This window comes from Gemmatimonadaceae bacterium (assembly GCA_036273715.1).
Taxonomy (GTDB): Bacteria; Gemmatimonadota; Gemmatimonadetes; order Gemmatimonadales; family Gemmatimonadaceae; genus JADGGM01.
Genome location: DASUHB010000069.1, coordinates 59,603 through 86,597, shown reverse-complemented (window position 1 = coordinate 86,597; position 26,995 = coordinate 59,603). Strand labels below are relative to the sequence as shown.

General features: G+C 68.3%; 23 protein-coding genes. 12 read left to right on the top strand and 11 right to left on the bottom strand.

What is annotated here, in order from left to right:
* Positions 1 to 17: 17 nt before the first annotated feature.
* Complete coding sequence (locus VFW04_16330) at positions 18 to 1,457, bottom strand: phospholipase D-like domain-containing protein (GenBank protein ID HEX5180899.1); 1,440 nt, start codon at positions 1,455 to 1,457, stop codon at positions 18 to 20.
* A gap of 101 nt (positions 1,458 to 1,558) precedes the next feature.
* On the opposite strand from VFW04_16330, the gene VFW04_16325 reads away from it, so the two are divergent.
* The 3 genes from VFW04_16325 to VFW04_16315 are packed head-to-tail and all read left to right on the top strand — an operon-like array spanning position 1,559 to position 5,815.
* Positions 1,559 to 4,201, top strand: coding sequence for a S8 family serine peptidase (locus VFW04_16325; GenBank protein HEX5180898.1), 2,643 nt, complete (start codon positions 1,559 to 1,561; stop codon positions 4,199 to 4,201).
* 55 nt (positions 4,202 to 4,256) lie between these two features.
* Entirely contained in the window at positions 4,257 to 4,628 is a 372-nt protein-coding gene (locus tag VFW04_16320; protein HEX5180897.1) for a hypothetical protein, read from the top strand.
* Positions 4,610 to 5,815: a hypothetical protein gene (locus VFW04_16315; GenBank protein ID HEX5180896.1), complete on the top strand. Its 1,206-nt coding sequence runs from the start codon at positions 4,610 to 4,612 to the stop codon at positions 5,813 to 5,815. The genes VFW04_16320 and VFW04_16315 overlap by 19 nt, the downstream gene beginning before the upstream one ends.
* A 12-nt stretch (positions 5,816 to 5,827) precedes the next feature.
* Here the strand turns inward: VFW04_16315 and sthA are convergent, their stop codons facing one another.
* Positions 5,828 to 7,225, bottom strand: a complete 1,398-nt coding sequence (sthA, locus tag VFW04_16310) for a Si-specific NAD(P)(+) transhydrogenase (protein HEX5180895.1) — start codon at positions 7,223 to 7,225, stop codon at positions 5,828 to 5,830.
* A gap of 223 nt (positions 7,226 to 7,448) precedes the next feature.
* Here sthA and VFW04_16305 point away from each other — a divergent pair, with 223 nt between their 5' ends.
* The gene (locus VFW04_16305; GenBank protein HEX5180894.1) at positions 7,449 to 8,312 is read left to right on the top strand and encodes a DoxX family protein; all 864 of its coding nucleotides are present in this window, start codon (positions 7,449 to 7,451) and stop codon (positions 8,310 to 8,312) included.
* A 52-nt stretch (positions 8,313 to 8,364) separates the two neighbouring features.
* On the opposite strand, the gene VFW04_16300 is transcribed toward VFW04_16305, so the two are convergent.
* Complete coding sequence (locus VFW04_16300; GenBank protein ID HEX5180893.1) at positions 8,365 to 9,213, bottom strand: DUF2231 domain-containing protein; 849 nt, start codon at positions 9,211 to 9,213, stop codon at positions 8,365 to 8,367.
* Positions 9,214 to 9,408: 195 nt separating this feature from the next.
* Between VFW04_16300 and VFW04_16295 the strand changes: the two genes are divergently transcribed.
* Complete coding sequence (locus tag VFW04_16295; GenBank protein ID HEX5180892.1) at positions 9,409 to 11,433, top strand: M1 family metallopeptidase; 2,025 nt, start codon at positions 9,409 to 9,411, stop codon at positions 11,431 to 11,433.
* Between the two features lie 3 nt (positions 11,434 to 11,436).
* On the opposite strand, the gene VFW04_16290 is transcribed toward VFW04_16295, so the two are convergent.
* The 7 genes from VFW04_16290 to VFW04_16260 all read right to left on the bottom strand — a co-directional run bounded on the left by VFW04_16290 (position 11,437) and on the right by VFW04_16260 (position 20,683).
* Entirely contained in the window at positions 11,437 to 12,621 is a 1,185-nt protein-coding gene (locus VFW04_16290; protein ID HEX5180891.1) for a hypothetical protein, read from the bottom strand.
* Between the two features lie 199 nt (positions 12,622 to 12,820).
* A complete protein-coding gene (locus tag VFW04_16285; protein ID HEX5180890.1) occupies positions 12,821 to 13,957 on the bottom strand; it encodes a glycosyltransferase family 4 protein in 1,137 nt (378 codons plus the stop codon).
* On the bottom strand, positions 13,954 to 15,096 hold the full coding sequence (locus tag VFW04_16280) for a glycosyltransferase family 4 protein (protein HEX5180889.1): 1,143 nt from the start codon (positions 15,094 to 15,096) through the stop codon (positions 13,954 to 13,956). Before VFW04_16280 ends, VFW04_16285 begins: the two co-directional genes overlap by 4 nt.
* 123 nt (positions 15,097 to 15,219) lie before the next feature.
* Positions 15,220 to 17,316: a DUF6600 domain-containing protein gene (locus tag VFW04_16275; protein HEX5180888.1), complete on the bottom strand. Its 2,097-nt coding sequence runs from the start codon at positions 17,314 to 17,316 to the stop codon at positions 15,220 to 15,222.
* Positions 17,317 to 17,558: 242 nt separating this feature from the next.
* Positions 17,559 to 19,043 (bottom strand): RNB domain-containing ribonuclease, encoded by a 1,485-nt coding sequence (locus VFW04_16270; GenBank protein HEX5180887.1) that lies wholly within the window; start codon positions 19,041 to 19,043, stop codon positions 17,559 to 17,561.
* Positions 19,040 to 19,975: a universal stress protein gene (locus tag VFW04_16265; GenBank protein HEX5180886.1), complete on the bottom strand. Its 936-nt coding sequence runs from the start codon at positions 19,973 to 19,975 to the stop codon at positions 19,040 to 19,042. The genes VFW04_16270 and VFW04_16265 overlap by 4 nt, the downstream gene beginning before the upstream one ends.
* Before the next feature lie 72 nt (positions 19,976 to 20,047).
* On the bottom strand, positions 20,048 to 20,683 hold the full coding sequence (locus tag VFW04_16260) for an aquaporin (GenBank protein ID HEX5180885.1): 636 nt from the start codon (positions 20,681 to 20,683) through the stop codon (positions 20,048 to 20,050).
* Positions 20,684 to 21,201: 518 nt separating this feature from the next.
* Between VFW04_16260 and VFW04_16255 the strand changes: the two genes are divergently transcribed.
* Positions 21,202 to 22,542: a S8 family serine peptidase gene (locus VFW04_16255; protein ID HEX5180884.1), complete on the top strand. Its 1,341-nt coding sequence runs from the start codon at positions 21,202 to 21,204 to the stop codon at positions 22,540 to 22,542.
* A 133-nt stretch (positions 22,543 to 22,675) separates the two neighbouring features.
* Here the strand turns inward: VFW04_16255 and VFW04_16250 are convergent, their stop codons facing one another.
* Entirely contained in the window at positions 22,676 to 23,248 is a 573-nt protein-coding gene (locus VFW04_16250) for a hypothetical protein (GenBank protein ID HEX5180883.1), read from the bottom strand.
* A gap of 225 nt (positions 23,249 to 23,473) precedes the next feature.
* On the opposite strand from VFW04_16250, the gene VFW04_16245 reads away from it, so the two are divergent.
* The 6 genes from VFW04_16245 to VFW04_16220 all read left to right on the top strand — a co-directional run bounded on the left by VFW04_16245 (position 23,474) and on the right by VFW04_16220 (position 26,989).
* Entirely contained in the window at positions 23,474 to 23,782 is a 309-nt protein-coding gene (locus tag VFW04_16245; GenBank protein HEX5180882.1) for a hypothetical protein, read from the top strand.
* Between the two features lie 10 nt (positions 23,783 to 23,792).
* Positions 23,793 to 24,458 carry a hypothetical protein gene (locus VFW04_16240; GenBank protein ID HEX5180881.1) on the top strand — a complete coding sequence of 222 codons (666 nt, stop codon included), beginning with the start codon at positions 23,793 to 23,795 and terminating at the stop codon, positions 24,456 to 24,458.
* On the top strand, positions 24,380 to 25,180 hold the full coding sequence (locus VFW04_16235) for a sensor histidine kinase (GenBank protein HEX5180880.1): 801 nt from the start codon (positions 24,380 to 24,382) through the stop codon (positions 25,178 to 25,180). The genes VFW04_16240 and VFW04_16235 overlap by 79 nt, the downstream gene beginning before the upstream one ends.
* Positions 25,177 to 25,818, top strand: coding sequence for a response regulator transcription factor (locus VFW04_16230; GenBank protein ID HEX5180879.1), 642 nt, complete (start codon positions 25,177 to 25,179; stop codon positions 25,816 to 25,818). The genes VFW04_16235 and VFW04_16230 overlap by 4 nt, the downstream gene beginning before the upstream one ends.
* Positions 25,819 to 25,934: 116 nt before the next feature.
* Positions 25,935 to 26,156: a hypothetical protein gene (locus VFW04_16225; protein HEX5180878.1), complete on the top strand. Its 222-nt coding sequence runs from the start codon at positions 25,935 to 25,937 to the stop codon at positions 26,154 to 26,156.
* Between the two features lie 68 nt (positions 26,157 to 26,224).
* A complete protein-coding gene (locus VFW04_16220) occupies positions 26,225 to 26,989 on the top strand; it encodes a CPBP family intramembrane glutamic endopeptidase (GenBank protein HEX5180877.1) in 765 nt (254 codons plus the stop codon).
* The last annotated feature ends 6 nt before the right edge of the window (positions 26,990 to 26,995 follow it).

Here is a 26,995-nt window from a genome sequence, read left to right as displayed (position 1 = left end):
CTGTTTCCTCGAGCCGCCTACAAATACGGTTGCGCCAGCCAGGCCACGCCGTCCCGAAGTTTGCTCGCCAACGGACGGTCGCGCAAACCCTCCAACGTGAGCAGCGTGCTCGCACGCATCTTTTCGTCGATGAGCGCATCCACACGTGCGGCTAGCGAGCGCGAATAACACTCCACGTTGTATTCGAAGTTGAGTCGCAGGCTGCGTGGATCCCAATTGGCGGATCCGATGAGCGTCCATGCGCGGTCGATCACGAGCAGTTTGCTGTGATCGAATGGCGGCTTGGAAAGATGCACGCGACATCCGCCTTCGATGAGTGCGCCGAGCTTCGCCGTCGCCGCCCATTGCACCAATCGCAAGTTGCCGCGCGCCGGCAGCACCAGATCGACTTGCACGCCGCGCATGGCCGCAACGCGCAGCGCATCCACGAGAGGCGGGTCGGGCAGAAAATATGGTGTGACGACGCGCACGGAATGCGCAGCCTGGCCGATGGCGCCGAGGATCGTCATGAGCAGCGCTTCGAAGTCTTCGTCGGGTCCGTCGGGCACGCCGCGCGCGACGAGCTCGCCCACTTGCGCCTTCGCGCCGGGCGGATACCAGGTGTCGCCGCCGAGCCGCTCGCGCGTGGTGAACTCCCAATCGAAGGCGAAGGCTGCTGTCATCTGTTGCACGACCGGGCCGCGCAGTTTGAAGTGCACGTCGCGCGTCGCGTCGGGCAAGCCGTACGCGAGCACGCATGCATCGCGAATGTTGAGGCCACCGCAGAAGCCGATGATGCCATCGACGATCAACAGCTTGCGGTGATTGCGCAGGTTCATGTAAGGATGTGGAAACGGCACGCGCGAGGGGACGAAGCGCGCCACGGGCACGCGGCGATGGCGTAGTTCATCGACGATGGGCGGATGGCTGTAGCGTGCGCCGACACCGTCGATGAGCACGCGCACCTGGCAGCCCCGCGTCACTGCGCGCTCGAGCGCGGCGACGAACTCGGCGCCGGCGCGGCCGCGATCGAAGATGTACGTGGCGAGTGCGACGCTCCGCGTGGCGCCGTCGATTGCTTCGAGCATCGCCGGATAGCCTTCGTCGCCGTTGCACAGCGCGTCGATGGTGTTGCCGCCGGTGAGCGGCCACCGGGTGACCCGCCGCACGAGCGTCGCCAGCGCGCCTAACGAGGCCGGGACGTCGGCCGGCGGCGACACCGGCTCGGGCGCTTCGGCGCGCAGCTCCTCGGTGTAGGTGGACCGCCGCCCGCGCACCCGGCCGGCGCGCCGGCGAATGCGATTGATGCCGAACAACACGTACAGGCCGGAGCCCACGATGGGCGTCAGCCACACGAGTCCGATCCATCCGATCGCCGATCGGACGTCGGTCTTGTAGAGGACGATGTGCGCCGACACGGCCAGCGCGAGCCCGATATGCAGTGCGCCGGCGAGAAACCCCCACACCTGCGGCGTCAAACCCTTGCCTCCGGAGCCGTGTCGGCCCCAATGTACGGCCCGGTACGGGCCCGGCACCACAGCGTGCCCAACCAGCGGTCTTGCCACCTTTGGTGCTGCACATGTCGATGCATCGGCTGCTCCGCGACGGGACACGCGTGTACGCGCTGTTCGCACTCTGCGCATGTGGTGGAACGGAGGCGCCGAGTACGTCGACTCCGGTCAAGATCGTCGCGGCGTCGGGCGGAGGCCAGACGGCGGATCTGGGACAGCCCCTCGCGCAGCCATTGGTTGCACACGTTGCGACGAGCAGCGGCACGCCTGCGTCCGGCGTGCCGGTGACGTTCGCGGTCACCTCCGGCGCCGGCGCGCTCGCGCCGGCCACCGTTAGCACGGATGCATCGGGGAATGCTTCGACGACGTTCACCATGGGCCGGTCGCCCGGCGTGACGACCGTGAGTGCGACGAGCGCCAGCGTCGCCGGCGCCGCGGCCGTGTTCGTGGTGAGCACCGGTCCGACCATCGTTGGGCAGGTGGCGATCGCAGCGGGCAGCGCGCGATTCCCGGCGCTGGCGCGCCGCGCGCTCCCACCTCCGCTGATATTGCCATCGGAGACACCGCGCCCCACCCGGGGACGGCAAGTCGACGTCGCCTACCGAGCGTCCGCCGTCGGTGCGCCGGCGGCCGGCGCGATCGCGGCGCTCGGTCTCGACCGCGCGAGAGTCATCGCGGCATCGATTCGCTCTCGCCTAACGGCCATGCCGGCGGCGGCGCGATTCGACGTGATGGCGGTGTCGCCGGCCATCGCCATTGCCCGGATCCGCGTGCACGCGGCGTCCGATCGCGATTCGGTGATGCGCGCGCTCCGTGCCGATCCGGCGGTCGCCTCGGTGGCCATCGACGGACTGTTGAGCCGCGGTCCGATCGCCAAAGCGGCCTTCACGCCGCCGCGCGGCCATGGACGAGCGCGCGCGCTGCAAGCGCCGGGTGCCGGCTCGCTCGCGTTCCCGGCCACGCAGGGCATGGATGCCCAACTCTGGAACTACAGCCTCATCGATGCGCCGCGCGCATGGCACGAGGAGACGGGCCAGTCGTCTGTCGTGGTCGCGGTGATCGACGACGGCATCAATCAGCACCCGGATATCGCCGCGAACCTCGACATGGCCGGCGGCTACGACTTCGTGCAGAACGACTCGGCCAACGTCGGACCGCAGCCGCTGTGCGGCGGCGGCACGTTCTCGAACTTCGATGACGATGGCGACCGCGGGCCGGATCCGGATGCGACGATGCCCCGGTCGGTGAGCTTCGACGACGGCTCGGGTTGCTGGCGCGTCGACAACGGCGCGAACCACGGCTTGCACGTCGCCGGCACCATCGGCGCGGGCGGCAACCCGTTCGGGGTGGTGAGCGGGGTGGCGTGGCAGGTGACCATCCGCCCGGTGCGTGCGTTAGGCATCGACGGCAGCGGCTACTTCTTCGACATCGCGCAGGCGGTGCTCTATGCCGCCGGATTGCCCGCCGCCGGCGCCAACGGCGCGGTGGTGCGCGCGCCGCACCGCGCACCGATCATCAACATGAGCCTGGGCGGCCTCACCGCCGACAGCGGCCTCGCGCGTGCGATTGCCGCCGCGATTGCCGCCGGCTCGATCGTCGTCGCCGCCGCGGGCAACGCGCCCAACACCGAGCCGTCGTATCCGGCGGCGTACCCGGGCGTCATCGCGGTTGCTGCGTTAGGTCCGGACGCCAATCTGGCCAGCTACACCGCGAGCGGCGGCGACGTGTCGCTCGTCGCGCCCGGCGGCGATTTTCGCTTCGACGACCTCGCCAACCCGTACACGGGCGGCACCAGCGGCGTGTTGTCCACCACCTGGGACTTCACGAGCGGCGCGCCGAGCTACACGTTCTATACCGGCACGTCGATGGCTGCCGCGCACGTGTCGGGCGTGGCCGCGCTCGTGCTCGCCGCCAACCCCGGCATGTCGGGCAGTGCCTTACGCGCACGGCTGCTCGGCAGCGCGGTGGATCTCGGGCCCGTGGGCCCCGACGATCGCTACGGCATGGGGCTGATCGATGCCTACGCGGCGGTCACGGGACACCAGCCGGCGACCGCGACGTCGGTGCGCGCGATCGACGTCAACACCGGCGCGGTGGATGCGTCGGCGCAGGCGGCGCCCGACGGGTCGTTCGCGCTCACGCGCCTGCCGGCCGGGTCGTACTACGTGGTTGCGGGCCAGGATGAAAACGGCGATGGCGTGATCGGGTTCCCGGGCCGCCGGTTCGGTTGGGCGGGCGGCGCTGAGCCCGAAGCGATTGCCGTCGACAGCGCGCACATGGCCAGCGCGGCGGTCACGATCGGCGCGCCGGTGGAGCATTCGCCTAACGGAGACCGGGCGCACGCGCAGCAGATCTTCGTCGACAGCTGGATCGCCGGGTCCATCGGTGCGTCCGCCCAAACCGACTACTATCGTGTGCTCATTCCGACGGCGGGGCAGTACACGGTCGAGACGTCCGGCGTGCTCGGCGCCTGCGGCCTGGCGCTCGAGCTCAATACCGTCCTCACGCTGACAGACAACAGCGGCGCCACCGTCGCCACGAACGACAACGACTCGTACTTCAGCGACCCGGCGATGACGTTCCCGGGCAACTACTGCTCGAGGATCACCGCGACACTGCAGCCGGGCGCGTACATCATCGCCGTGGGCTGGAGCGCGACGCCGGCGCCGAATCCCGGCAGTTATCGCATCCAGGTCAGATCCGGAAGTTAGGCAGCGACCGGCGCGCTCCGCCGCGGGGCGCCCGCGGCCGTCACGAGGAACCACCATGATCGCACACGTTGGCCCGATCGACTCCAGCGCGCCGGTACGCATCCAGATCGAGTGTACGTCCGCCCATGCCGTTGCGTTTGCACTCTGGCATCGACCTCCCGGCACGGATGCATGGACGAAGATTTCGGAGGGACGCACGGGCGACGGCGCGGGCGAGACGTACGAAGCCACGATCCAGACGCAGCCGCACGCGCAGGTCTATTACTGGGTCGCGGTCTCGAACCCCGCGCACCCGCACGCGGCCTATCATGCTCGACTCACACTGACCCAACGCGATACGGAGATTCCGCACGGCGCCATCGACCTGCGGGGCACCACGAACGCGGCGGGCAACGACTCGGTGGAACAATGGCTCGACTTCGTCTAACGCCGCCGATGCGCGCCTGGATGTTCGTCGTGGCGATGCTGGTCGCCGCCGCGGCGCCGCTCGCCGCCCAGGACGACGACACGACCCAGATCGATGAGGACACCGCGAGCATCGACGACATCGACGGCGATTCGGCCGACCTGGTGCGGCGAGCGGCGGCGAGCGTCGTCGCGAGCTACGCCGTGCCCGACATGCCTGCCGCGTCGTTCCTCGGCACCACCCCGGCGACGATCACGCGCCCGGCCACGGCGCGCGATTTTCTGATCGGATTGGCGAGCGGCGTCGACGAACACGGTGATGCGCGACAAGGCTTTGCGCTCGAGGCGTCGCCGGCGGCCATCGTGCCGGGCTTCGGCGTCTCGCTCGAGCACTACCGCGCACCGGGCGTGAACCCGCGCTACCTGTTCGCCAATCTGCTCATTTCGTTAGGCGCAGCCCGTGCGGCCGGCGACTCCGCGCCCACGGTGCTCGCCTACGGCGTTCGCCTGACGCTGTTCGATCGCGGAGATCCGATGCGCGACCCGGCTTTCCTCGAGGCGTTGGGCGACTCGATCGCGCGCTGCCGGCCGCGGATGCCGATTCCCGGCATCCCCCGCGCCGACACGCCGACCTCGCTCGATCCACTGCTGCGCGACCTGCTCGCCGAGCGGCATGACCGGGACGTTCGCTGCATGGATTCGCATACGCGCAAGCTGGCGCGGCGGTATGCGCGCGCGCACTGGAACGCGTCGAGCGTGTTCGTGGCGTATGCCGGCGGCGAGACGCTGGATCGCGGATCATTCTCGCGCCGCCGGCACGGCGGCGACCGCGTGTGGGCGACGGGCGCGGTCCGACTCGGCGCGTCGGCGCAGACGATGCTGTACGCCGACTGGACGCACGACCGCGGCGATGCAGCCCCGGCGGCGTTCGACGCGCTGAGCTATGGGGCGCGGGTGAACCTGGGGAGCGAAGCGGTGAACGGGTTCCTGGAGCTGCTCGGGCAGTCGCGGCTCACGACGCCGTTAGGCGTTCCCGGGCACGCCACGGCGTGGTCGGCCGGTCTCGAGCTGCGCGCCGCCGAGTCGCTGTGGATTTCGGCGGGGCTCGGCGAGCGGTTCCGTCGAACCGCGACGCCCGACGTGGTGGCCGTGCTGGCGAGCGTGCGGTGGGGGATTTCGCTCCGCTCGTGGCTCTCGCCGCTCGAGTGAGCGCACTCGTCGTCAGGTGGCGAGCTTGTTGGCGGCGTTGAGCGCGGCCACCTTGTAGCACTCGGCCAGCGTGGGGTAGTTGAACACGGTCTCGAGGAAGTAGTCGAGGCCGCCCCCCAAGCCCAACACCGCCTGGCCGATATGGAGCAGCTCGGTGGCGCCGGTGCCGATGATGTGCACGCCTAACAGGCGCCGGGTCTCGCGGTGGAACAGCATCTTGAAGAAGCCGCTGTCGTCGCCGAGGATCTGGCCGCGCGCGATTTCGCTGTAGCGGGCGATGCCCACTTCGTACGGCACTTTCGCCGTGGTGAGCTCGTGCTCGGCGGCGCCGACCATCGACACCTCGGGAATGGCGTAGATCCCGATGGGGAAGTGCGATGCCATGGCGCGCGCCGGCACGCCTAACGCGTGGCACGCGGCCAGCCGTCCCTGCTCGCTCGACGTCGCGGCGAGGCTCGGATAGCCGATCACGTCGCCGGCGGCGAAGATGTGCGGCACCGACGTGCGAAACTCCGCGTTCACGACGATGCGGCCGCGCTCGTCGGCGCAGAGTCCCGCCTTCTCCAGGCCGAGCGACGCGGTCGCGCCCTGGCGTCCAACGGAAAACAGCACCATGTCGCTCACGATGCGCTTGCCCGACTCGAGCTCGAGCACGGCGCGCGCCGGGGGCCCGTCGCTGGTGCCGAGCCGCGCCACGGCTTCGCCGCCGCGGAAGTAGACGTTGCGCTTCCGCATCTGGTGGATCAGCTCGTCCACGATTTCGCTGTCGAGGAATTCGAGCGGCCGCTCGCGCTTGTCGACGACGGTCACCTCGACGCCTAACGCGGCGAACATCGACGCGTATTCCATCCCGATGACGCCCGCGCCGACCACCGCCAGCGACCGCGGAATCCGCGTCAGGCGGCAGATGTCGTCGCTGGTCAGTATCGTCGCGCCATCGGCGTCGGCGCCCGGCGCGGCAGCCGCGATCGTGCCCACCGCGATCAACACGTTCGCCGCGGTGATGTCGCGCCAGGTCTCACCGGCGTGAACGAGCACGCGGTGCGGGTCGACGAACGATGCCTCGCCGCGCAGCACATCGACGCCGTTGCGCCGGAGCTGGTTCGCGATCACTGCCGCTTCGCGCGACACCACGTCCTGCACACGAGCGAGCAACGCCTCTGCCGTTGGGCGTGACGCCTGCCCGTCGAGCGCGCCGTCCGCTCGCGCCGCCGAGGTCACGGTCCACAGCACGGCTTCGCGAAACGTCTTGCTCGGAATGGTGCCGGTGTCCAGACAGACGCCGCCCAACGAGCCGCGGCGCTCGACCACCGCCGCGCGCCGGCCGAGTTTCGCAGCTTGGACCGCGGCGCGCTGCCCCGCGGGTCCACTGCCGATGCACACCAAGTCGTAGTCGTATGTGTCGGTCACGAAGAGCCGCTCCGAGAGATGCGTGGCGCGATGCGTGCGGTACGAAGGCGGTTGGGCGGCCGTCCCGGTTGGTGCCGGCCGTCACAATATCCATCGTCACGGCGTAGCGCGGCAAGCGATCCTCGGCAACGCAACAGCACAGGCGCTCGCTTCTCAGTCGCTTGACGCCGCCTGCGTTGCCTCTAGACTGCACAATAGGCGCTGTCTCGCGCGGAGGGGCATCATGGATCGAGGACGGTCGGCACGTTCCGTCACGTGGATCCTGAGCATCGTGCTCGCGATCGTGTTTTTGGCGACAGGCATCGCGAAACTCACCGGGGCTTCCACGTTCTACATCCAGGCCGCCACGATGACCGGCTTCCCGGCGTGGATCCGCATCGTCGTTGGGCTGGTGGAAATTGGCGGAGCGATTGCGCTGCTCATCCCGCGCGCGGCTGTGTTCGGCGCCGTGACCCTCGCCATCCTCATGTTCCCGGCCGCCGCGACGCAGCACATGAGTGGACAGGGCGGGTTCTGGGTTCCCGTCATCGTGTTCATTCTGCTCTACTGCGTGGTGTGGCTGCGCAGTCCGGAGCTCATTCACACGGTGGCCGGGTACTTCGAGCGCCCGCACGCGGTGCTCCGCGACGGCGTCATCGCGGGGCTGATCGGCGCTACCGCGGTCGCGGTGTGGTTTTTCATCGTCGATGTCATCGCCGGACACCCGTTGTTCACGCCCGACACGCTCGGCCACGCGTTGTTCAGCGTGACCGGTCCGGTCGCGATGCACGAGCGCGGCGCGTTCATCGCGGCGTACACGGTGTTCCATTACGCTGCGTTCATCGTCGCCGGCATCATCGCCGCCAGTGTGGTGGACATGGCCGGCGAGGAGCCGTCGGTGGTGCTGCTCGCCGTCCTGATTTTCGTGGCGTTCGAGATCGGCTTCTATGCGTTCGTCGCGATTCTCCAGCACTCGACGCCGTTAGGCGCCCTGGCGTGGTACCAGGTGTTGATCGGCAACATCATCGCGGCCGTCGCCATGTGCTGGTATCTCTGGCGCGCGCGGCCCGTGCTCAGGGAGCAGTTCGCGCACGCGCTGGACACCTGAGGTTTTTGCCTAACGAGGCCGCCGGCGCGGCCGGTCCGGCGGCGCGCGCCGGTCACTGCATCTGGCGGAGCATCGCATCGGCGCGGGCGGCGGCCTGCGGGACGTCCTTCTTGAGCTGCGTGAGCACGGCGCGCGCCGAGTCCCGCATCCCCGCCGAGTCGAACGCCTCGGCCCGGAGCAGCGCTTTTTGGTAGCGGAGGCGCAGATTGGCCGGCGGCACGGTGATCGAGTCGAGCGCTGCCAGTGCGCCCCGCGCGTCGCTGCGGTCGCGAACCAGGGACTGGACGTGCAGCATGCGCACCGATGTGTCGTTGGGCAGCATGCTCTGCAACTGGTCCGTCAGCCGCGCTGCTTGCTCGCGGTTCCCCGTTCGACGCGCAACCTGGAGATTGTCGTAGAGGCCCGCCACCAACACTCGTCGCACATCGGCGGTGTCGCCGCTGCGCACGCCGACGCCGCCGCCATACTCGTAGACGAGATCGCCGCCGTGATCGCCCGCTTCGTACAAGTAAACGCCACCGACGATGCCGACCGCCGCCGACAACGCCCGCAGCCCCGTGGTCAGGCCGGGTTTGCGCGTGAGGAGAAACAGCATCACGATTTCAATCGCCGACACGACGAGGAAGATGTCGCGCGTGTCCTCGCCATAGTCCTGGTGTACGTTCACCGCCTGGCGAACGCCGGGTATCGATTCGACCTTTTCGTGCGCGTCGAGCCCGCTCTGCACGGCGACGACGCTCGCGCCAGTGCCTAACAAAATCAACACCACGGCCATGCCGTTGAGAAACGACCAGCGCGGGCCGAGCGGAAAAAGCGTTAGGATGCGCGCCAGCACGCCGATGATGAGGAGTGCGATGACGAAATGGACGACCTGGGGATGAAGACTGCCGATGTCAGGCACGATGGACTCCAAGAACGGGTGAGGCGTCAGCCCAACCTGCGCCTACACGGTAGCCCTGCGCGTCATGCGCCGTCAACGGCTGCACGGCCGGGTGCCAGAGGCGCGCCGGCGCGACGCAGACTCGTACCGCGTGCGCCGCCCCCGCGTTAACGTTCGAATCGATCGAAGTTTGCCGTGTCCATCAACACCGAGCTTATGCACACGCCGACACTCAATCCACCGCACACGCGCGCTCACCTCGTGTGCGCCCTCGCTGCTGTCGCGCTCTGTGTCGCGGCAGTGCCGGCGGCTTCGCAACAATCGACCGAGTCGGTGGACCGGCCGGGCGTGGCCGACACGTCCATTTTCGCGGCCCTGCGTCTGCCCGCGCCTAACGAGTTCCGCCTGGCCGATGGCGAGCCCGGACCGCGCTACTGGCAGAATCGCGCCGACTACGACATCCGCGCGACCCTCGATACCACCACGCAAACGCTGACGGGCGAGCTCACGCTCCACTACACCAACAACTCGCCGGTCTCGCTCGACCACATCTGGATGCAGGTCGAGCAGGATGCGTTCACCGACAGCTCGCTCAACGCCTACGTGTTCCCACAGCAATCCCGGTTCGGAGCGCGCGGATTCGAGGGCGGCGACCGCATCGATCGCTTCGACGAAGTGATGAGCGATCGCGCGTCGAAGTCGCCACGCCGCGTCAAGCTCGCCACACGCAATTGGGACACGATGCTGTACGTCGAGCTCGCCGCACCGCTGGCGCCGGGCAAGTCGGCCACGTTCGATGTCGCTTGGCACTTTCGCGTTCCGGAGCACGGCGCCGATCGCATGGGACGCGAGGGCTCGCTCTACGAGATCGCGCAGTGGTACCCGCGCGTCGCCGTCTTCGACGATGTGCGCGGCTGGAATACCGACCCGTACGAAGGGCAGGGCGAGTTCTACCTCGAGTACGGCGACTTCACCTACGCCGTCACCGTGCCGGCCGGATACATCGTCGGCGGCACCGGCGTGCTGGACAACCCGCGCGATGTCCTAACGCAAACAGAAATGGCGCGGCTCGCACAAGCGTCCAAGTCGGCGACGCCGATCCACATCGTCACGCAAGAAGAGTTGCAGAACCACTCGGCGCGGCCGCGCACCACAGGGAACCTCACCTGGAAGTTCAGCGCCAAGAATGTGCGCGACGTGGCCTGGGCCGCGTCGCCCGACTACATGTGGGACGCGTCGAGCTGGAATGGCATCATGGCCTACTCGTATTACCGGCCGAGCGCGATCGATCCGTGGAGTGACGCGGCGGATCAGGCGCGCATGTCGATCATGGAGTACTCGGAACGGTGGTACCCGTATCCATGGCCGCAGATCACCGTCGTCGAAGGTCCGGTGAGCGGAATGGAATACCCCATGCTCGCCATGGAAGCAAAGAGCAACGACAAGTACGACCTGTACAACGTCATCACGCACGAGATCGGGCACGACTGGTTCCCGATGCTCGTGGGCAGCAACGAGCGCATCCACTTCTGGCAGGACGAAGGCTTCAACACCTTCATCAACACGTTCTCGGAGGCGCGTCGCTATCCGGAAAAGGGCGACCAGATGCAGCGCGCCGCCGACCAACGGAATGAAATCGAAGAGACGCAGCAACGGGACATCGACGTGCCGATCGAGATGCCTGCCGATCGCATGGACCCCGACAAGCTCGGCTTCACCGAGTACGACAAGACGTCCGTTGGCCTCCAGCTCCTGCGCCAGGAGATCATTGGGCCGGCCGCCTTCGATGCGGGGTTCAAGGAATACATCCGCCGTTGGGCATACAAGCACCCCACACCCGCGGACTTTTACCGCACGATGGACGATGTGTCGGGCCAGCGGCTCGACTGGTTCTGGCGCGAATGGTTCGTCGAAGACGACCACTTCGACCAGGACGTCGACACCGTGCTCACGCGGACGCGCGGCGATTCGACGATCGTCCTCGTAGGCTACGGCAACAAGTCGCGCGGCGTTTTGCCGCTGCTCGTGCGGTTCACGATGTCCGACGGATCCAAGGTGAACTACAAGTATCCCGCCGACGTGTGGAGCATGAATTCGGTGCTGTACGTGCGGCGATACGACTTCGTCGGAAAGACGGTGAGCAAGATCGAAATCGATCCCGATCATCTGGTCATCGATGACGACCGCTCGAACAACGTCTGGACGGCGAGCGCGCCGCCCGTGGCGACGCCTAAACCGTAGCCGTCAATGCGGCTGGGCAGGCGTCGGCGCACCGTCAGTCGTGGCGGTGTGCATGGCAGGCGTGAGCGTGAAGTGCAGCTCGACGGTGCGCGAGTCCGGCGGCAGTCGATCCTCGAACGACCAGTCCTCGATGAGCGCCCGCATGCACGACTCGACTTCAGCCGCCGCGACCCCGTCCCAGGTGCGCTTGGTCACCTCGACCGTGTCGGGAGCGCCGGCGTCATTCAGGCTCACGCGGACCGTCACCGTACCGGTGAGACGCCGGTCGTAGCGCAGGCCTAACTCGGTGTAGCAGTAGTTGATCTGCGTGTCGTGGTCGACGAGCTTTGCGGCCGGGACGACGAACGGACCGAGCGGCGTGTCGACGTGCTTGTCGACTGGCATGAGGAGAGGCGGCGGGGCGGCTGCCACGTTCGCGACGATGACCCCCGCGCTCTTTGTGCCCGTCTCGTCCCTTGGCGACGCACTGCGCAGGATATTGGCGTCGACGGACGGCGTGAGCACAGGGATGAGCGCAGGGGAGAGCACAGGGCGCTCAGGGGCAATCGCGGGGGGTGCCTCGGGCGCCACCGGTTCCGGTCTCACAGTGATCGCCGCCGCCGGAGCGGGAGCCAGAGTCGACAGCGGCTCCACTGTGGCCTTGGCGACGCGCTCCGTCGACTGCACCGTGGCTACGGACGCCACGGGTCGCGCCGGCGTCGAGACCTGACGGGCCAGCTCGGCACCGCGCGACAGCAGGTCCACCAGCTCGCGCGCCGGCGTTTCGGATACGCGAAGAATCGTCGACCCGTCGCGCAGGATTTCGAGTCCGCTGCTGTCGGCGCCCACCCACCGCTCGAAGGCAAGCCCAGTGTCAGACGCCGCTCTGGCGTCGGCCACACCGGTCGCCGGAGCTCGCAACGCCTTTGCGCTGTCGGTGAATTGCGCGAGGCGATTTGCGTCAACCACGTAGGGCCGCGCCAGCGCGTCGCGGTAGCCCTGCGACATGAAAAATTCGACCGCGCCGGACCTGGTCGCGCGCACCCAGATCACGTTCCCGGCGGCGACTACGGTGCCTACCTCGAGGTCGCTTTGCTGTGCGGCAACGGCTGGCGACGGCGAGAGAAAGAGCAGCAACGCTGTCCAGATGAGCTTGCTCGATCGCGGCCCGGCGGAGCCGGAAGACCTTCTAACGGAAAGCTGTTGCATGACACGCTCGACGGCTGCGCTTGCGACCCGAAGCAGGGCGCCGTCCCGCGCGCGATTCGCACGGGCAGCCCCTCGTCAGAGGGACGAAAACCGCGCGCCGCGTGTCACCCCGGCAACCACAAATAGCGTGCTGCTGATGCGATTGTTTACAACTTCTTAAGTCATTGCTACGAGAACTGTTAATCTATCATATGTAACGTTAAGTGTCATGTATGGCGCCGACGATCGGAGCTCCCAGAAGGCGCTCGTACACCGCGATCGTGCGCCCAACGCTTCGCTCGATCGAGAACTCGCTTGCTCGGGCGCGAGCCCCCACGGCAAGCGCCCTTGCGAGACTCGGATCCGTTAGCACACTGGCAATCGAGGCGCCCAACGCCGGCGCGTCGCCGACGGGTGACAGAAGTCCGGACACCCCGTGCTCAATGATTTCGGGTACTCCGCCCGCACTCGTGGCGCAGATGGGTTTTCCACAAAACAGCGCGTCGAACAGAACGCTCGGCAGCGCGTCCTCCTCGGAGCTCAGCGTCACGACGTTGGCGGCGGCGAGAAGCGCGTCGGCATCCGTACGGTACCCGGCCACGCGAAGGTGCTCGCCCAGGCCGCGTTGGGCGACCGCGCGCTCGACGCTGGGGCGCAGGGGCCCGTCTCCCACGAGAATGGCGCGCAGGTTCGGGACCTGTACCCGCGCCGTGTCGATGGCTCCGACAAAGGTCAGCGGGTCCTTGTGCTGAACCAGCTGTGACACCTGGACGACGAGTGGCGAACCGGGCGTCGCGCCGAGCGATTGCAGGGTCGACTCGGGTGCGGGCGCGATTGGCGTCGATTGGTCGGACCCGCCGCGCACGATGGTGATCGATGCAGGCGACATTCCGCTTGCGACCATGGCGTTCCTGGCGGCGCTCGAAATGGCGAGCAGGGCATCGACGCGCCCGTATTTCCACCGGGAGCCTGCATTCGAGCGCGGGCGGAAATCCGAGTGGCGGGTAATCACGAGCTTGGCGTTGGTGCCGACGCACGAGAGCGCGCCCAACGCCACACCGTGCGCGGTGTGCGAGTGCACGATGTCTACATGTTCGCGTCGAATCACTCGCCGCAGGGTCCACGCGGCCCGCGGGTCGAGCTCCATGACTGGCGCGACTGGGATGACGGGGATGCCGAGCGTCTGCGCCCGTTGGGCGAGCGACTCGCCGGGACGTGCCGCAATGAGCGCGCGGTGTCCGAGGCGCGAAAGGACATGCGCATGCCAGAGCAGCTGACGCTCGCCGCCCCGCCAGCCGCGCTCGGTATCGAGCTCAAGGATCGTGAGGCGGCGCGGCTCTGCGGTCTCCGCTGTCACGCGTTTGTCTCGAGCAGCTTCTTGTAGACCGCTATCGTGCCGTTCACTGTGTTGTCGATCGAGAAGTCGCGCGATCGTTCGAGTCCCGCCGCGACGAGGCGCGCCGCGAGCTCGGGCTCGGTGAGAAGGCGCACGATGGCGTGGCCAAGCGCCTGTGCATCGCCCACCGGTACGAGCAAGCCGGTGCGTTCGTTCTCGATCACTTCCGGCACGCCGCCGGCGGCGGTTGCGGCGACCGGACGCCCGAATGAAATGGCGTCGATCACGACACCGCCGATGCCTTCGGCGCTCGCATCGGAGCTGAGCACGACCACCTGGCCGGCGCACATGAGCGCATCGGCATCCGAGCGGAAGCCCGCGAGGCGCAGCGTGTGCTCGAGGTCCAACTCGCGGATGAGCGCTTCGACGTGCGGCCGGAGCGGACCGTCGCCCACGAGCAGGGCGTGCATGGTCGGGACGGAGCGCCGCGCGACGTCCACCGCGCGCACGAACGTGAGCGGGTCCTTCATCTGCGTGAGGGCGCCGACCATCACCACCAGCGGTCCGTTAGGCACGCCGAGCTCGGCCAGCGTGGTGCGGCTCGCGGGCTCGATCGAGCGCGTGAGATCCACGCCGCTGTACACCACATCGACGTGGCCGGCGTCGATGCCGGCCTCGAGCAGGGCCGGCACCGCGGCGCGGCAGACGGCGATGAAGTGGTCGGCACGTCCATACTTGAGTCGAGTGGCGGCACCGCGCCGGAGCGGAGACGTGACGCGCCGGGCAAAAACGACGCGGGTCCGCGTGCCCAACGCAGCCAAGGCCGACAGCGCCATGCTGTGGCCGCATTGCGGATGCAGAATGTCCACGCCCTCCGCGGCCACGGTGCGCCTGAGGCGCATCACGGTCATCGGTCCCCACTCGGCGATGAGCGGATCGATCGGCACGATCTCGAGACCCGCGGCGCGCGCGCGTTGGGCGAGGATGGCGTGCGGTCGAAGCGCGAGCAGCGGGCGACCTCCGTGCCGCCGCAATCCTTCGGCCATCCAGAGGATCTGGCGCTGTCCGCCACGCCACTGCGTGTTGAGATCGACGTACATGACGGTGAGCGGTCGGCGATTGGCGCCGAGCGTGGCTGCCGGAGAAGCGGTATCGGTCACGGACGGCGCGAGTGACCGGTCGCGATGCAGCGAGGCTTCGGTAGATGCACGTGGCATCATACCGAAGCCTCAACTGCAATTCCAGTCTCGTGCGCGGCGAGCGCGCCGCGGTAGCTGCGTCGATCAGTGCGACGGGTGCCGCATGTCCTTGCCACGATCTTGTTTGGGCGCGGGCGCGTGCTCGCGCGGTTGTACGTCGTGCGACTGCGTTTCGTTCGGTTGCTGCATTACACGCGGCTGCATCTGGCGCGGCTCCTGCGCCACACGCGGCTGCGCTTCATGCTGCACCGCGGGCTGCGCAACCACGCGTCCTGCCGTCATGGGCTCGGGCCGTGTCATCCGAGCGGGCGCCCGAGTGATGCGAGGCTGCGCGACCTCGCGCGGAGGAGTCGGTGCAACCGGTCGACTCAGTTCCGGCCGGGCGGGCGTGCCCGTTGGCCGGTTGGGTTCCGACCGCACTGGCGTCGCCACGGGTCGAGCGAGTTCCGGCCGCGCGGGTGTGCCGATCGCGGTCGCCGGCTCGGCACGGACGCGTGTATCCGCCTGACTCTGCTGCTTCGGCGTCAGGGCGATGATGCCCGGGCGCGAGACCGCGGGTTCGGGCTGAACCGGACGGTCCGCCACCGGCGCGGGCCGTGCCGGCTGCGCAACCACCGGCGTTGGCCGTGCGGGCTGCGCGATGACCGGCCTTGCGGCGCGGGCGGCCGGCACCGTTTTCACGGGCGCCGCGTGCAGCTCGTGGTTTCCGTTAGACGGACTCGTGGGCCGCGTGACGGCGACCGGGGCGCGCGCCGGCTCGGGTCGCACGACGGGCACTGGTGTGCGCGCGACGACCTTCGGATCCGCGGTGTGCGTGACGACGCGGCGGGTGAACGTGGTGGCGGGCGGCCGGACCGCGAGGCGTGCATCGCCGGGCGCGCGGCCTAACCGACTGGCCGGCGTGGGCGCGATGGGCGCCGTATGCGAGATGACCGTGCCGGCGAGCGCGTCCCGCGGGTGCACGATGGTGGCCACGCGCGCGATCGGCTGGGCGTTCTCGAACGCGCGGCGCGGGACCGCGGTGACGCCGCCATCCACGCGCTCGTTGACGTAGTGGATGTTGGTCACGTTGATATTGCGCACCTTGATGTTGGTGACGTGCACGTTGGTCACGTTCACGTCGTGCACGTAGCGATCGCTCACCCGGTACGAGGGCACGTACGCCTCACCCGGCGCGAGCGGGAACCACGCCACGCCGCCTTCGCCGCCGAAGCTGATCGCGGCCGCGAAGTGCGAGCCGCCGACGAACGCGACTAACGCAGGCGCATAGACCGGGCGGGCGACGATGGCACCCGGCACCCAGACCCACTGGCCGCTGTAGTACGCCCAACGACCATAGTGGAAAGGCGCGAAGCCCCACGGGGCGTCATCGACCCAGGTCCAGCCCCATGGCTGCACGAACGCCCAGCGGCCGTAGCGATAGGGCGCCCAGCCCGCGCGAACGCTGGCCGGGACCCACACTTCGCCATAGAGCGGCGTGGAGCGCCACGTGCCGTACGCGTCGAGATCTTCGGCACCGGTCATTTCGGTGGATACGTACTGACGCGAGACCGCATCGTCCTCGCTGCGATCGCGCGCCTGACTCCACGTGTCGAGATCATCGTACGCCGGCGCGGCCGCGAGATCGTACGTGGCGTTGTCGGTGCCGGTGATCGATGCACTCTGTTCGGCCTGCACGGTGAACGACTGCGTCGTCGTGGCGACGCTCGCCAGGCCGCCGCGCACCGTCACGATGCTCGTCTGGCCGTCGGCCGAGACATCGACCCGATAGTCGCCGGGCTGCGACAGCGAGACCGTCTCGTTAGGCGTGTCCAGCTCCAGCACGTCGTTGTCGTACAGCTGGCGGACGTGGATTTCGACTTCACCCTGGTCCACGCGGAGCTGGAAGTGGGTGTCGTCCAGGTCGGTGACGCCGAGCGCGGTTTGCGGCCCGAGCTGCATGGCGGTCGAGCCGACTTGCAGCTCGGCGCGCGAGCTCTGGTCCGTCCAGATGTTGTCGCCCGATGTCATGGGATAGTTGAGAGACGCCTGTGTCCAGTCATCCGCCGATGACGGGCGGAGCGACACGGAGCCTTCGATGTAACTCACGCGCGCAACGCGGGCCGGCGGATCCGCGTGCAACGGAATCGCGGCCGTGACGGCAAGAGCGAGCGCGCCGAACGTCGACGCAAGGTAGCGCATAACATTCTCCGGTTTCAGGTGCTGCATGGCACAAGACCACTGCCACGCATTCACTCGGGCAACGACCATTCCCGGATGCGCATACGCGCCTTCTGGGGCGTGCCAGCGCGCCATCTTGCGTCGCCACAACGAGATGGAATCGGGCCGCCGCGAGCGCCTGCCGCCTCGCCTAACGCAATTTGTCGTTCAGGGGGGTCGAGCGATGTCCCATGTGAGGGACGGTCGCTCGGGCCGCGCCGACGTCAGTGATCGACGACGCGAAAATCGACGTACCCGGGCTCCGGGCGCGTCGCCACGAGTTTGGCGCGCACGCGGTCGCCGACGTCGAGGTGCGGCGGCGGGTTGATGACCATGCCTTCGGCCGGCGGACGCAGGAGTCGGACGAACGTGCCCTTCGGTGTGGCGCCGGTCACGATCCCGTCGAAAGTCTCGCCAACGCGGTCGTGCAGCATCACCGCTGCGGCTTGCTTGCGCGCCAGGCGCTCGACCTTCCGTGCGGCGTCCTCGCGTTCGGTGCAGTGTTGGGCGACCTGCTCCAGCGCCGCGTCGTCGTACGGCGCCGGCGTGCCGGCCAACGCGGTCTTGACCAACCGCTGCATGACGAGATCGGCGTAGCGTCGGTTAGGCGCCGTGGAGTGCGTGTAGTTGTAGACCGCGAGTCCGAAGTGCTCGCCCCCGGCGCCGTCCGGCGACGTGACCGCGTACGATCCGGGGCCGAGCAATTTGACGATGGTGAGCGAGAGATCGGGGAAGTGGTCCGGGTCCGCCGCGCGGCGGCGCGCCAGAAATCCCGCCAGCGCGACGCTGTCCGCGGTGTCGGGCAGCGTATCGCCCAGGGAATGCGCCAGCTGGACGATGCGCGGCCATCGTTCCGGCGATCGCACGAGCCGGAGCAGGGCCGGCCGGTGGTGGGCGAGCAGGAAGCGCCCCATGGCCATGTTGGCGGCGATCATGAAGTCTTCGATCACGAGGCGCGCGGCGTTGATGCGCACCACCGCGAGGTCGGTGACCGTTCCGTTAGACAAGACCGGGGTGGCCTCGATCGTCTCGAGCTCGAGCGCGCCGTGCGATTCGCGCTGCCGGCGAAGGCGCTGGGCGAGCGTGTGCTGGAGCTGCAGCTGGTCGGCGAGCGCGCGGTTCGCTGCCACCTGCGCAGGCGCCGGGCCCCGTCCCTCGAGCCAGTCGCCGACGCTCGGATAGGCGAGCTGCGCATGGTTGCGCACGAGAGCGGCATAGGCGTCGCACCGGGCGAGGGTTCCGTCGCCCGCGACGTCGACCTCGACGATGATGGCGCGGCGGTCCGTGTCCGCGCGCAGGGATGTGAGGTCGTACGATAGCGCTTCGGGCAGCATCGTGAACGTGTGCACGCCCAGGTAGACGGACGTCGCGTTGGCGCCGGCGGCGCGGTCGAGCGGCGAGCCGGCGGCGACGAGCGCGTCCACATCGGCGATGGCGACGCGCAGGCGCACGACATCGCCGTCGAGCGGCTCGGCGATCTCGAGCTGATCGAGGTCGCGCGTGTCGTCGTTGTCGATGGACGACCACAGGAGGCTCCGCATGTCCCGCACGCCCGGGGTATCGTTAGGCGCCGGGTGCGCGACGATGTCCGCCAGTTGTCTGGACGCATCCGCTGGAAGGTCGGGCGTGAAGCCGGCCTCGGTCATGTCGCGCCGCGCGGCCGCCTGGAGGTCGAATGCCGCGCGGCGGGTTCTCGCTCCGGCGGTCATGCGGCGGGCCGCTCGGCGCCGGACACCGCGCTGTCGACCCCCGGCTCGGTAACGACGAGCACGGAGCACGGCGCCGCGCGCAGCACGCGGTCGGCCACGCTGCCTAACAGGGTCTGGCGCACGCCGCCCGCGCGGTGGCGGCCCATCACGATCACCCGGGCGGAGAGACGGGTCGCGGCCGCCACGATCTCATCGGCCGGGTCGCCGTAAGCGACCTCGCCGCGGGTGCGCGTGCGGTCGAAGCCGTGCTGGACGAGCTCCTGCATCCAGACGTGCGCATCTTCCAGCGCGCCGACGCCTAACGACGGAATCTCCGGCTCCGGCGATCCCGTCACGATGGCGGCGAGCGAGACCAGCGTGCCGAGCACACTCTCGCTCACCACGTGAAAGCCGGTGACCGCGGCGTCGAAGCGCGCGGCGAGGAACGCGGTCCACCGTTGCAAGCCGGGCGTGAGGCCCGCCTCATCCATCGCCACGAGCACGGTCGATGGTGTGACGGGCAGCGGTTCGCGCGCCAGCATCACCGGCGCCGGCGCCGCGCGCGCGACGCGCTCGGCCGTGCTGCCTAACCGCTTGAGCACGCCGCTTCGCTTGCCGTGCGCGCCGGTCACGACCAGATCGGCGCCGTACTCCGCGGCCACCGCACCGACGACTTCGTCGGCGCGTCCATCGCGGACTTCGAGCCAGATGCGTTGCACGCCGAGCGATGCGCTGAGCTCGCGGAGCTGGCGGTCGGCGCCCTGATGCGCCGTGCCGGCGAGCGTCTCACGCGGCGGAAAGCGGCCGCGCAGAAAATGCGGCGCCTCCGGTACGTCCACCGCGTGCACGAGCACGAGCTCCGCATCGGCAGCGAGTTCCCGTGCGGCCCAACGCACGGCCGCCACCGACTCGGCGCTGAAATCGACTCCCACCACGACGCGTCGCACGACCATCGACTGCCTCGAAGAAGAACGTCACGCAGCGCAGCGCGCTCGCCGATGCCGGCGAGGCGCCGCTCGGATGTGTCAGGTTTCCGGACTCTGCACCTTGTAGACCGCCGCCGCGGCCGCGCCGCCGAGCAATCCGCCGACGATGTAGAGCCACACGTGCGACATCGTACCGCCGCCCGTGATCATGCTCGCGATCGCCGGACCCGTGCCGACCGCTGGATTGAACGCGCCGCCCGAGACGCCGCCGCCCGCGTACACGCCGGCGGTAATCGTTAGGCCAATGGCAAGTCCGTAGTACGAATTGCCCGAGGTTTTCGGATTCGTCGCCGTCTGCAGCACGACGAGACAGAGCGCGAACGTGAACAGGAACTCGATCACCAGCACCTGCAGCGTGGTCGCCGACGGCGCGGGCGCCACGACAAACGACTTCCCCATGATGAAATACGAGATGAGTCCCGCGATAATGGCGCCGATGAGCTGGGCGATCCAGTACGGTACCACCTGCGAGCCGCTCAGTTTTCCGCGCATCCAGACCGCGAGCGTGACCGCCGGATTGTAATGGCCGCCCGAGATGTGGCCGCCCATGTACACCATGATCATCAGCGACACGCCGATGGCGAGCGGCGCTCCCGGCGTACCGTTCAGCACGGTCAGGCATACGGTGAATACGAGAAAGAAGGTACCGATGCACTCCGTGATATACTCGCGCATGGTGGGTCTCCTCGTTGGCGCCGTGGTTAAAGACGAAAGAGCGGGGGTGGGCCGGGACGCGTGCCTCGGCGATTTGGTGCAGCGCACCTAACATAGCGCGGGTACGCCGCTCGCGCCGCGTCGCGGGACGGTTCCGCCGCGCTCGCCACGATACTCTTGTGTCCGCCATCTTTCAATGCAGGCCTGCTGCGGCGCCGGCGAGGGTAGTGGCGGCCGGACTCGGACCGCTCGTGCCGGTCGGGGCTTGGCGAACGCCGGGTATCGGGCGGTGAACTACGGACCGCCGAGGGCGGTTGCGTGCGTCAGTTCCGCCGGCGGCGCACCGTTAGGACAGCGGATGGAGGGTCGTCGCGTGCGGCGCGTCGCCGGCATTGGTCCTGACTTGACAGGCCTTCTGGATCGCGCATATCAGCAACCACCGCGCAATCGCGTGCGGGCCTCTCCGCCGCGTCCGGCCGGCCACCACTCATCGTTGCGGAGGGTTCTGTATGCGATTCATTCCGCGAAATTTGCGCGCCGTGACCGTTCTGCTCGCCGCCGCCGGCGCGGCCGCGTGCAGCGACCTGCCCACGGCGCCATCGTTAGGCGAAAGCGTCCGCGCGGATCTCGGCGCCGGGGCGCCGCCGCAGCGCCTGATCGTCATGAAGCAGGGTGCCACCTCGATGGCCGGCCTGGTGGCGCAGGTGCAATCGTTAGGCGGGCACCTCGTGCGCGCGGTGCCCGAGATCAACGTCGTCACGGTGAGCGGGTTGAGCGATGCCGCCGCGGCCGTCATCGCGAATCGCAGCGACGTCGACGGCCTCCAGGCCGATCCCGAGGTCGCGATGATTCCGCCGCGGGAGCAGATCCTCGGAACGCCGACCCAGGCACAGTCGGATCAAACCGGCGCCTTCTTCTTCCAGGCGTTCCAGTGGAACATCCGGCAGATCAAAGCCGACCAGGCGTATCTCGCCTCGAACCAGGGCAACGGCACGCTCGTGTGCGTGCTCGACAGCGGCATCGATCCCAACCACCTCGATCTCCAGGGGAAAGTCGATCTCGGCATCAGCACGTCGTTCGTCCCCAGCGAGCCCGACATTATCGACCACAATTTCCACGGCACGTTCGTATCGGCGCTGATTTCGTCGAACGGACTCGGCATCGCGTCGGTCGCGCCCGATGCGAAGCTGTGCATGGTCAAGGTGCTCGACAAGAACGGGATGGGATCCTTCAGCAGTGTCATCGCCGGGATCGTCTACGCGGCCACTCACGGCGCGAACGTAATCAACATGAGCCTCGGTGCGCTGGAAACGATCAAGGGACCGGACGACGTGCACCTGGTGGATGCGGTCACGCGCGCCATCAATTTCGCGATCAAGAATGGAACGGTGCCGGTGGCGGCATCGGGCAACAATGCCGTCAATCTGTCGACGGCGGGTCCCCACGTGATGGAGATTCCCGCCGAGATTCCCGGGGTGATTTCGGCAGGCGCCACGGCGCCGGTGGCTCAGCAGGACTTCGATCGGATCGCCTCGTACTCGAACCTGGGATTCCCGGGCGTCGATGTGTTTGCGCCGGGCGGCGACGAGGTGCAGGGCAGTGTGCTTCAGGATCTCATCATTTCGGCGTGCGCAGCGACGGCGGTGCCGCAGTGCGCGGGCGAGATCTCGTACGTCTTCGCCGCCGGAACCAGTTTCGCCTCGCCGCACGTCGCGGGCGAAGCGGCGGTGGTGGTGTCGGATTTCGCGAAGGGTGAAAGCGTTGGGCATCTCACGGCCTGCATCGAATCCTCGGCGGATCACCCGACCGGCAAAGTGGTCGATCCGCTCTACGGGCATGGCCGGATCGACGTGCTGACGGCCGCGGCGTGCAAGAATTGACGGCGGCTGCCTAACGCAGCACGAACGCAACCACGGGACATGGGCTCTCCGTGGCGAGAGCCGCATGCCCCGTGGGTCCTACACACACCCCGCGGCCCCCTCCCGAAGCGGCTGGGGCCGCGGCGGTGCGCCGCTACGGTTTGGTCGTGCTCCAGAACGTGGCGCGCAACACGGATGGCTCGAGGAGATTCGTTTCCGCATCCAGTCGGCCTAACGCGCGAATCACGGCCAGCGTCGCCCAGGCCTCGGCGTCGAGCGACTCGTCGTTCTCCCACACCAGCTCGCGCGTCACGTAGCCGTGCAGCCGGGCGCGCGACGCCGGATCGATGTCCCGCTGGATGGCCCGCAGCGCCGGGAGATAGACGCGCTCGGCGCCTAACCATCGGGACACGGCGCGCCGTCCTTCGCCCGCGGCGCCCGCCACCAGCGCGATCCGCGCGCCGGTCAGCATCAGGCGCAACACGCGCCGCTGCGGCTCGGTCAGCTCGTGCAGCTCGACGTCGAACTGGGTCAGGGCCCGCGCCGGCGAGGCCGCGCCGGCCGCCTCGTGATCGAGCGTGAGCGCGGGACGCCGCTGGTCGTCGCGAGGATCGGGCCACATGGATGTCGTTGGGCTCTGGCGCCTGTGTCCCAGCGTTGGACTCACCACATCGGGGTCCACGGGATGGGCGCTCGAGATCTGAAACTGCTCTGCCAGCATGGTCATCGGGACGTCTCCGTTGCTCCTGCGTCGTCGCCACCGTTCTGCGCGGCCACACGAAGCAACGGCCGGGAGATGCGCGCAAGCTGCCAAATTGCCTAGCGCGAAGAACTAGGGAAAACCCTAGTTGCTCCGATCGCTGTTTGTCGTTAGGAGTACTCGTGCATCGTTTCGATTCCGGTCGAGCGCACGACGCGGCGCGTATCGGCCGTCTCCCTCGCAGGAGGAGTTATGTCCCCGCGCAAGCACGACCACGGCATTTCCCTCGACGTCGCGAAGCAGCTCGTGCAGAACCATCACCGCACGGCGCCGGCGGGCAGCGAGCGGTGCGGCTATTTCGCTCGCGAGGCGTTCGACGAGATACTGGCGCAGCCCGGATGCGCGGGCCTTCGCTTTTATCACGGTCGCGACGCGAGCGGGAAGGCGACGCTGGTCTTCATCGGCGTGACCGGAGAGCACGTAGACATGCTCGACGGACCGGTCATCGAGAATCACCTGCCGTGTCCGCCGAACTGCAGCGGCACGACGTTAGGCGGCTGAGGCGGGGCTGGTGGACAAGCTGGCCATCCTCGCCGAGCTGCTGCCGGTCGTCGCGGGCGTGATGGTTGGACGGAGCTTGTCGCGTCCATCACGCCTGGTGGTCGCCCTGTTCGTCTTGTGGTTCTGCGAGGATCTCGCGCAAGTGCTGCTGATCCACCTGCACCACAACAACAACTGGCTGTTGCATCTCACCATGCCGTTCGAGGCCGCGCTCCTGCTCTGGGCGTTTTCGCTCTGGCAGGACAGCGAGATGGCGCGTCGGGCCATCGTGCTCGTCATTCCGATCTACGCCGTGGTGTGGCTGGTGCTGCAATTATTCGTTGAACGACTCGACCGCCTGAGCCAGTATGCGGGACCGATGAGCTATCTGCTCGTACTGGCGGTCGCGGCATTCACGCTCGTGTCGAAATCAGCGCGAACGTCCGAGCCAGGTTGGCGGCAGCCGTGGTTCTGGATTTCGGCCGGCATGATCATCGACATGGGGAGCCAGGTGGCGCTCAACCCGATCGCCAACATCCTGATCGCGACGCACGAGCGAAGCGACCTGATCTTCCAGGCCTTCGGCGTGGTGAGTATTCTCTCCTATTCGCTGTCGACGTGGGGAATCTTGTGCGAACGGCGTCACCCGAGCTCTGGTGGGTCTTCGTCGGTGCCGCCCTGGCAGCTGGAATCCTGACCGCGGCCATCGTCGCGTCGATCATCATCCAGCAGCGGCGATACCTGACGGCGACGCGGTCTTTCAGCGGCAAGCTGCTCGCCGCGCAGGAAGAAGAACGCGCGCGGATCGCGCGCGAGCTGCACGATGACGTGATTCAGCGCGTCGCGCTGCTCGGCCAGTCGTTAGACGACCTGGCGGCGTTCTCGCACGATGGCGACCGGCAATTCGAGCGGCGCGTGCGCGGCCTGCGCGCCGAGCTCGTGGACTTCGCCGATGAGATTCGCGCGCTCGCGCACCGCATGCATCCGCCGGTGCTCGATCATCTCGGCCTCCCGGCGGCACTGTCCACGCTGGCCGGAGAGATGTGGACTGCCTCGCGTCTGCGCGTAGGGCTGGATCTCGACCGCAGTCCGGTGGACGTCCCGCCCGCGATCGCCGCAGGACTCTACCGGATTGCGCAGGAGTCGCTGCGCAACGTCGTGAAGCACGCCGGGGCGTCGAGCGCGATCGTGCGCCTGGCGCGGTCGGATGGCGGCGTGCAGCTCGTGATCGAAGACAACGGCGTCGGCTTCGACACCGGAGCGCCGCCGGGAGCCGCCGGAAACGGCGCCGGGGGGATCGGCCTCACGAGCATCACGGAGCGCGCGCGCCAGTTCGGCGGCCGCGTGGCGGTGCAGTCGCGGCCGGGAGCGGGGACGCGGGTGGTGGCGTGGATTCCGTTAGGCGACCAGCCGGCATGACCGCCCGACCGCGCCTGTTGCTCGCCGACGACCACAGCCTGCTCTGCGAGGGTCTGCGCGGGCTGCTCGAACCCGACAACGACGTGGTCGGCGTCGTCCACGATGGACGCGATGTGGTCGAAACCGTGGAGCGCCTCGATCCCGACCTCGTGATGCTGGACATCTCGCTGCCCGGGAAAGACGGCCTAACGTTGACCCGCGAGCTGCGGGCCGTGCGTCCCGACCAGCGCATCATCATTCTCACCATGCACGCCGAACGCCTCTACGCCGACGAAGCGCTGCGCGCGGGCGCCCGCGCGTTTCTCCTCAAGCTCGCGTCGGGCGCGGAGCTCAGGTTTGCGGTGAGCGAAGTGCTGGCCGGCCGGACGTACGTCACGCCGCTCCTCGCGAGTGCGGCCGGTGCGTCGACGTCGGCCGATGCCGCAACCTCGCTGGCGACGGACGGGCCGCCGCTCACGGCGCGTCAGCTCGAGGTGTTGCAGCTGGTCGGGCGGGGGCTCACGACGTTCGAGGTGGCACAAGAGTTGGGCGTGAGCGAGAAAGCGGTGGAGTTTCACAAGACGCGCATCAAGAAGACACTCGGCCTGAGCAGCAACGCCGCGCTGATGCGCTACGCCGTCGCGCACAACATCGTGTAGCGGAGCGGGTGCGAGCCCGCGCGTGCCCCCTTTCCTTTCTGCCGTCGTGCGCACAGTTTCCGGACGGTCGCGCGGACGAACCGCGCCCGGCTCGATCTGATCCTTTCGGAGGCGCCGTGCTCTGGCCCCTGGTCCTGTTCTACGCTCTCGGTGCGTGCGTGATCGTCTTCGCGTTCGCGTACGCCGTCGGCTTGCGCAAATTCACGTCCGGTCTCGTGCTTTTCATCATCGGCATACTGCTGATCGGGGGCGCGGTGATTAAAGGCAAGAACATCGCCAACTCGCGCCACGGCGTGACGGTGTACGAGGCGCCGGAGCTCGAGCATCCGGCTCGTTAGGCGTGAGCGGGCGAGCCGGCGCCGCACCGTGATCCTCTAGCCGCGGCGGCCTCGCGTCGCTGCTCCCCATGCCCGCTCCTGCCGTTCCCTCGCGAGGCGCGTCCAGCTACTGGCGCGCGACGCGCCAGTCGAGATACAGCCTCATCTTCGCGCTCCCGCTATTGCTCCTCTACGAGGGCATGGCGGCGTTCCTGCCGATGCGCGAAACGCGGGGCGTCCGGAACGGCGCGGACGTCATCCTCAAGTCGGTCTTCTCGCTCGTCGCCGGCCGGCACGGGCCGCTCGTGTTCGAGATCGTGCTCATCGCGGTGTGCGTGTGGCTCGTGCGCCGCGACCTCGAGTCGCACGGCGGATTCCACGCCATGCGCGGGCGCATTTTCCTCGGCATGAGCGTGGAATCGGTGCTGCTCGCGCTCGTGTTCGGCGTGATCGTCGGCACGATCACGGCGCGCCTGCTCGGCGTGTTCGGCGCGGCGAGTATCGCGCCCATGCAGACGCTCGACACGCCAACGCGCATCATGGTATCGCTCGGCGCCGGGTTGTACGAGGAGCTGCTGTTCCGGGTGATTTTGGTGTCGGCGCTCGCACTGCTGGCGCGACGCGCATTTCGATGGCGGCCGGGCGCAGCCAACGTGTTCGCCACGCTCGTGGGCGCGCTGTTGTTCTCCACCGCCCATTACGTGGGCGCCCTCGGCGACCAGTTCACGCTGCAGTCGTTCGTGTTCCGCGCGATCAGCGGCGTGTTCTTCAGCGCGATCTATCTCTGGCGCGGGTTCGGCATCGACGCCTGGACCCACGCCCTCTACGACGTGTTCCTGGTTCTCGCCAGTTAGGCGAAG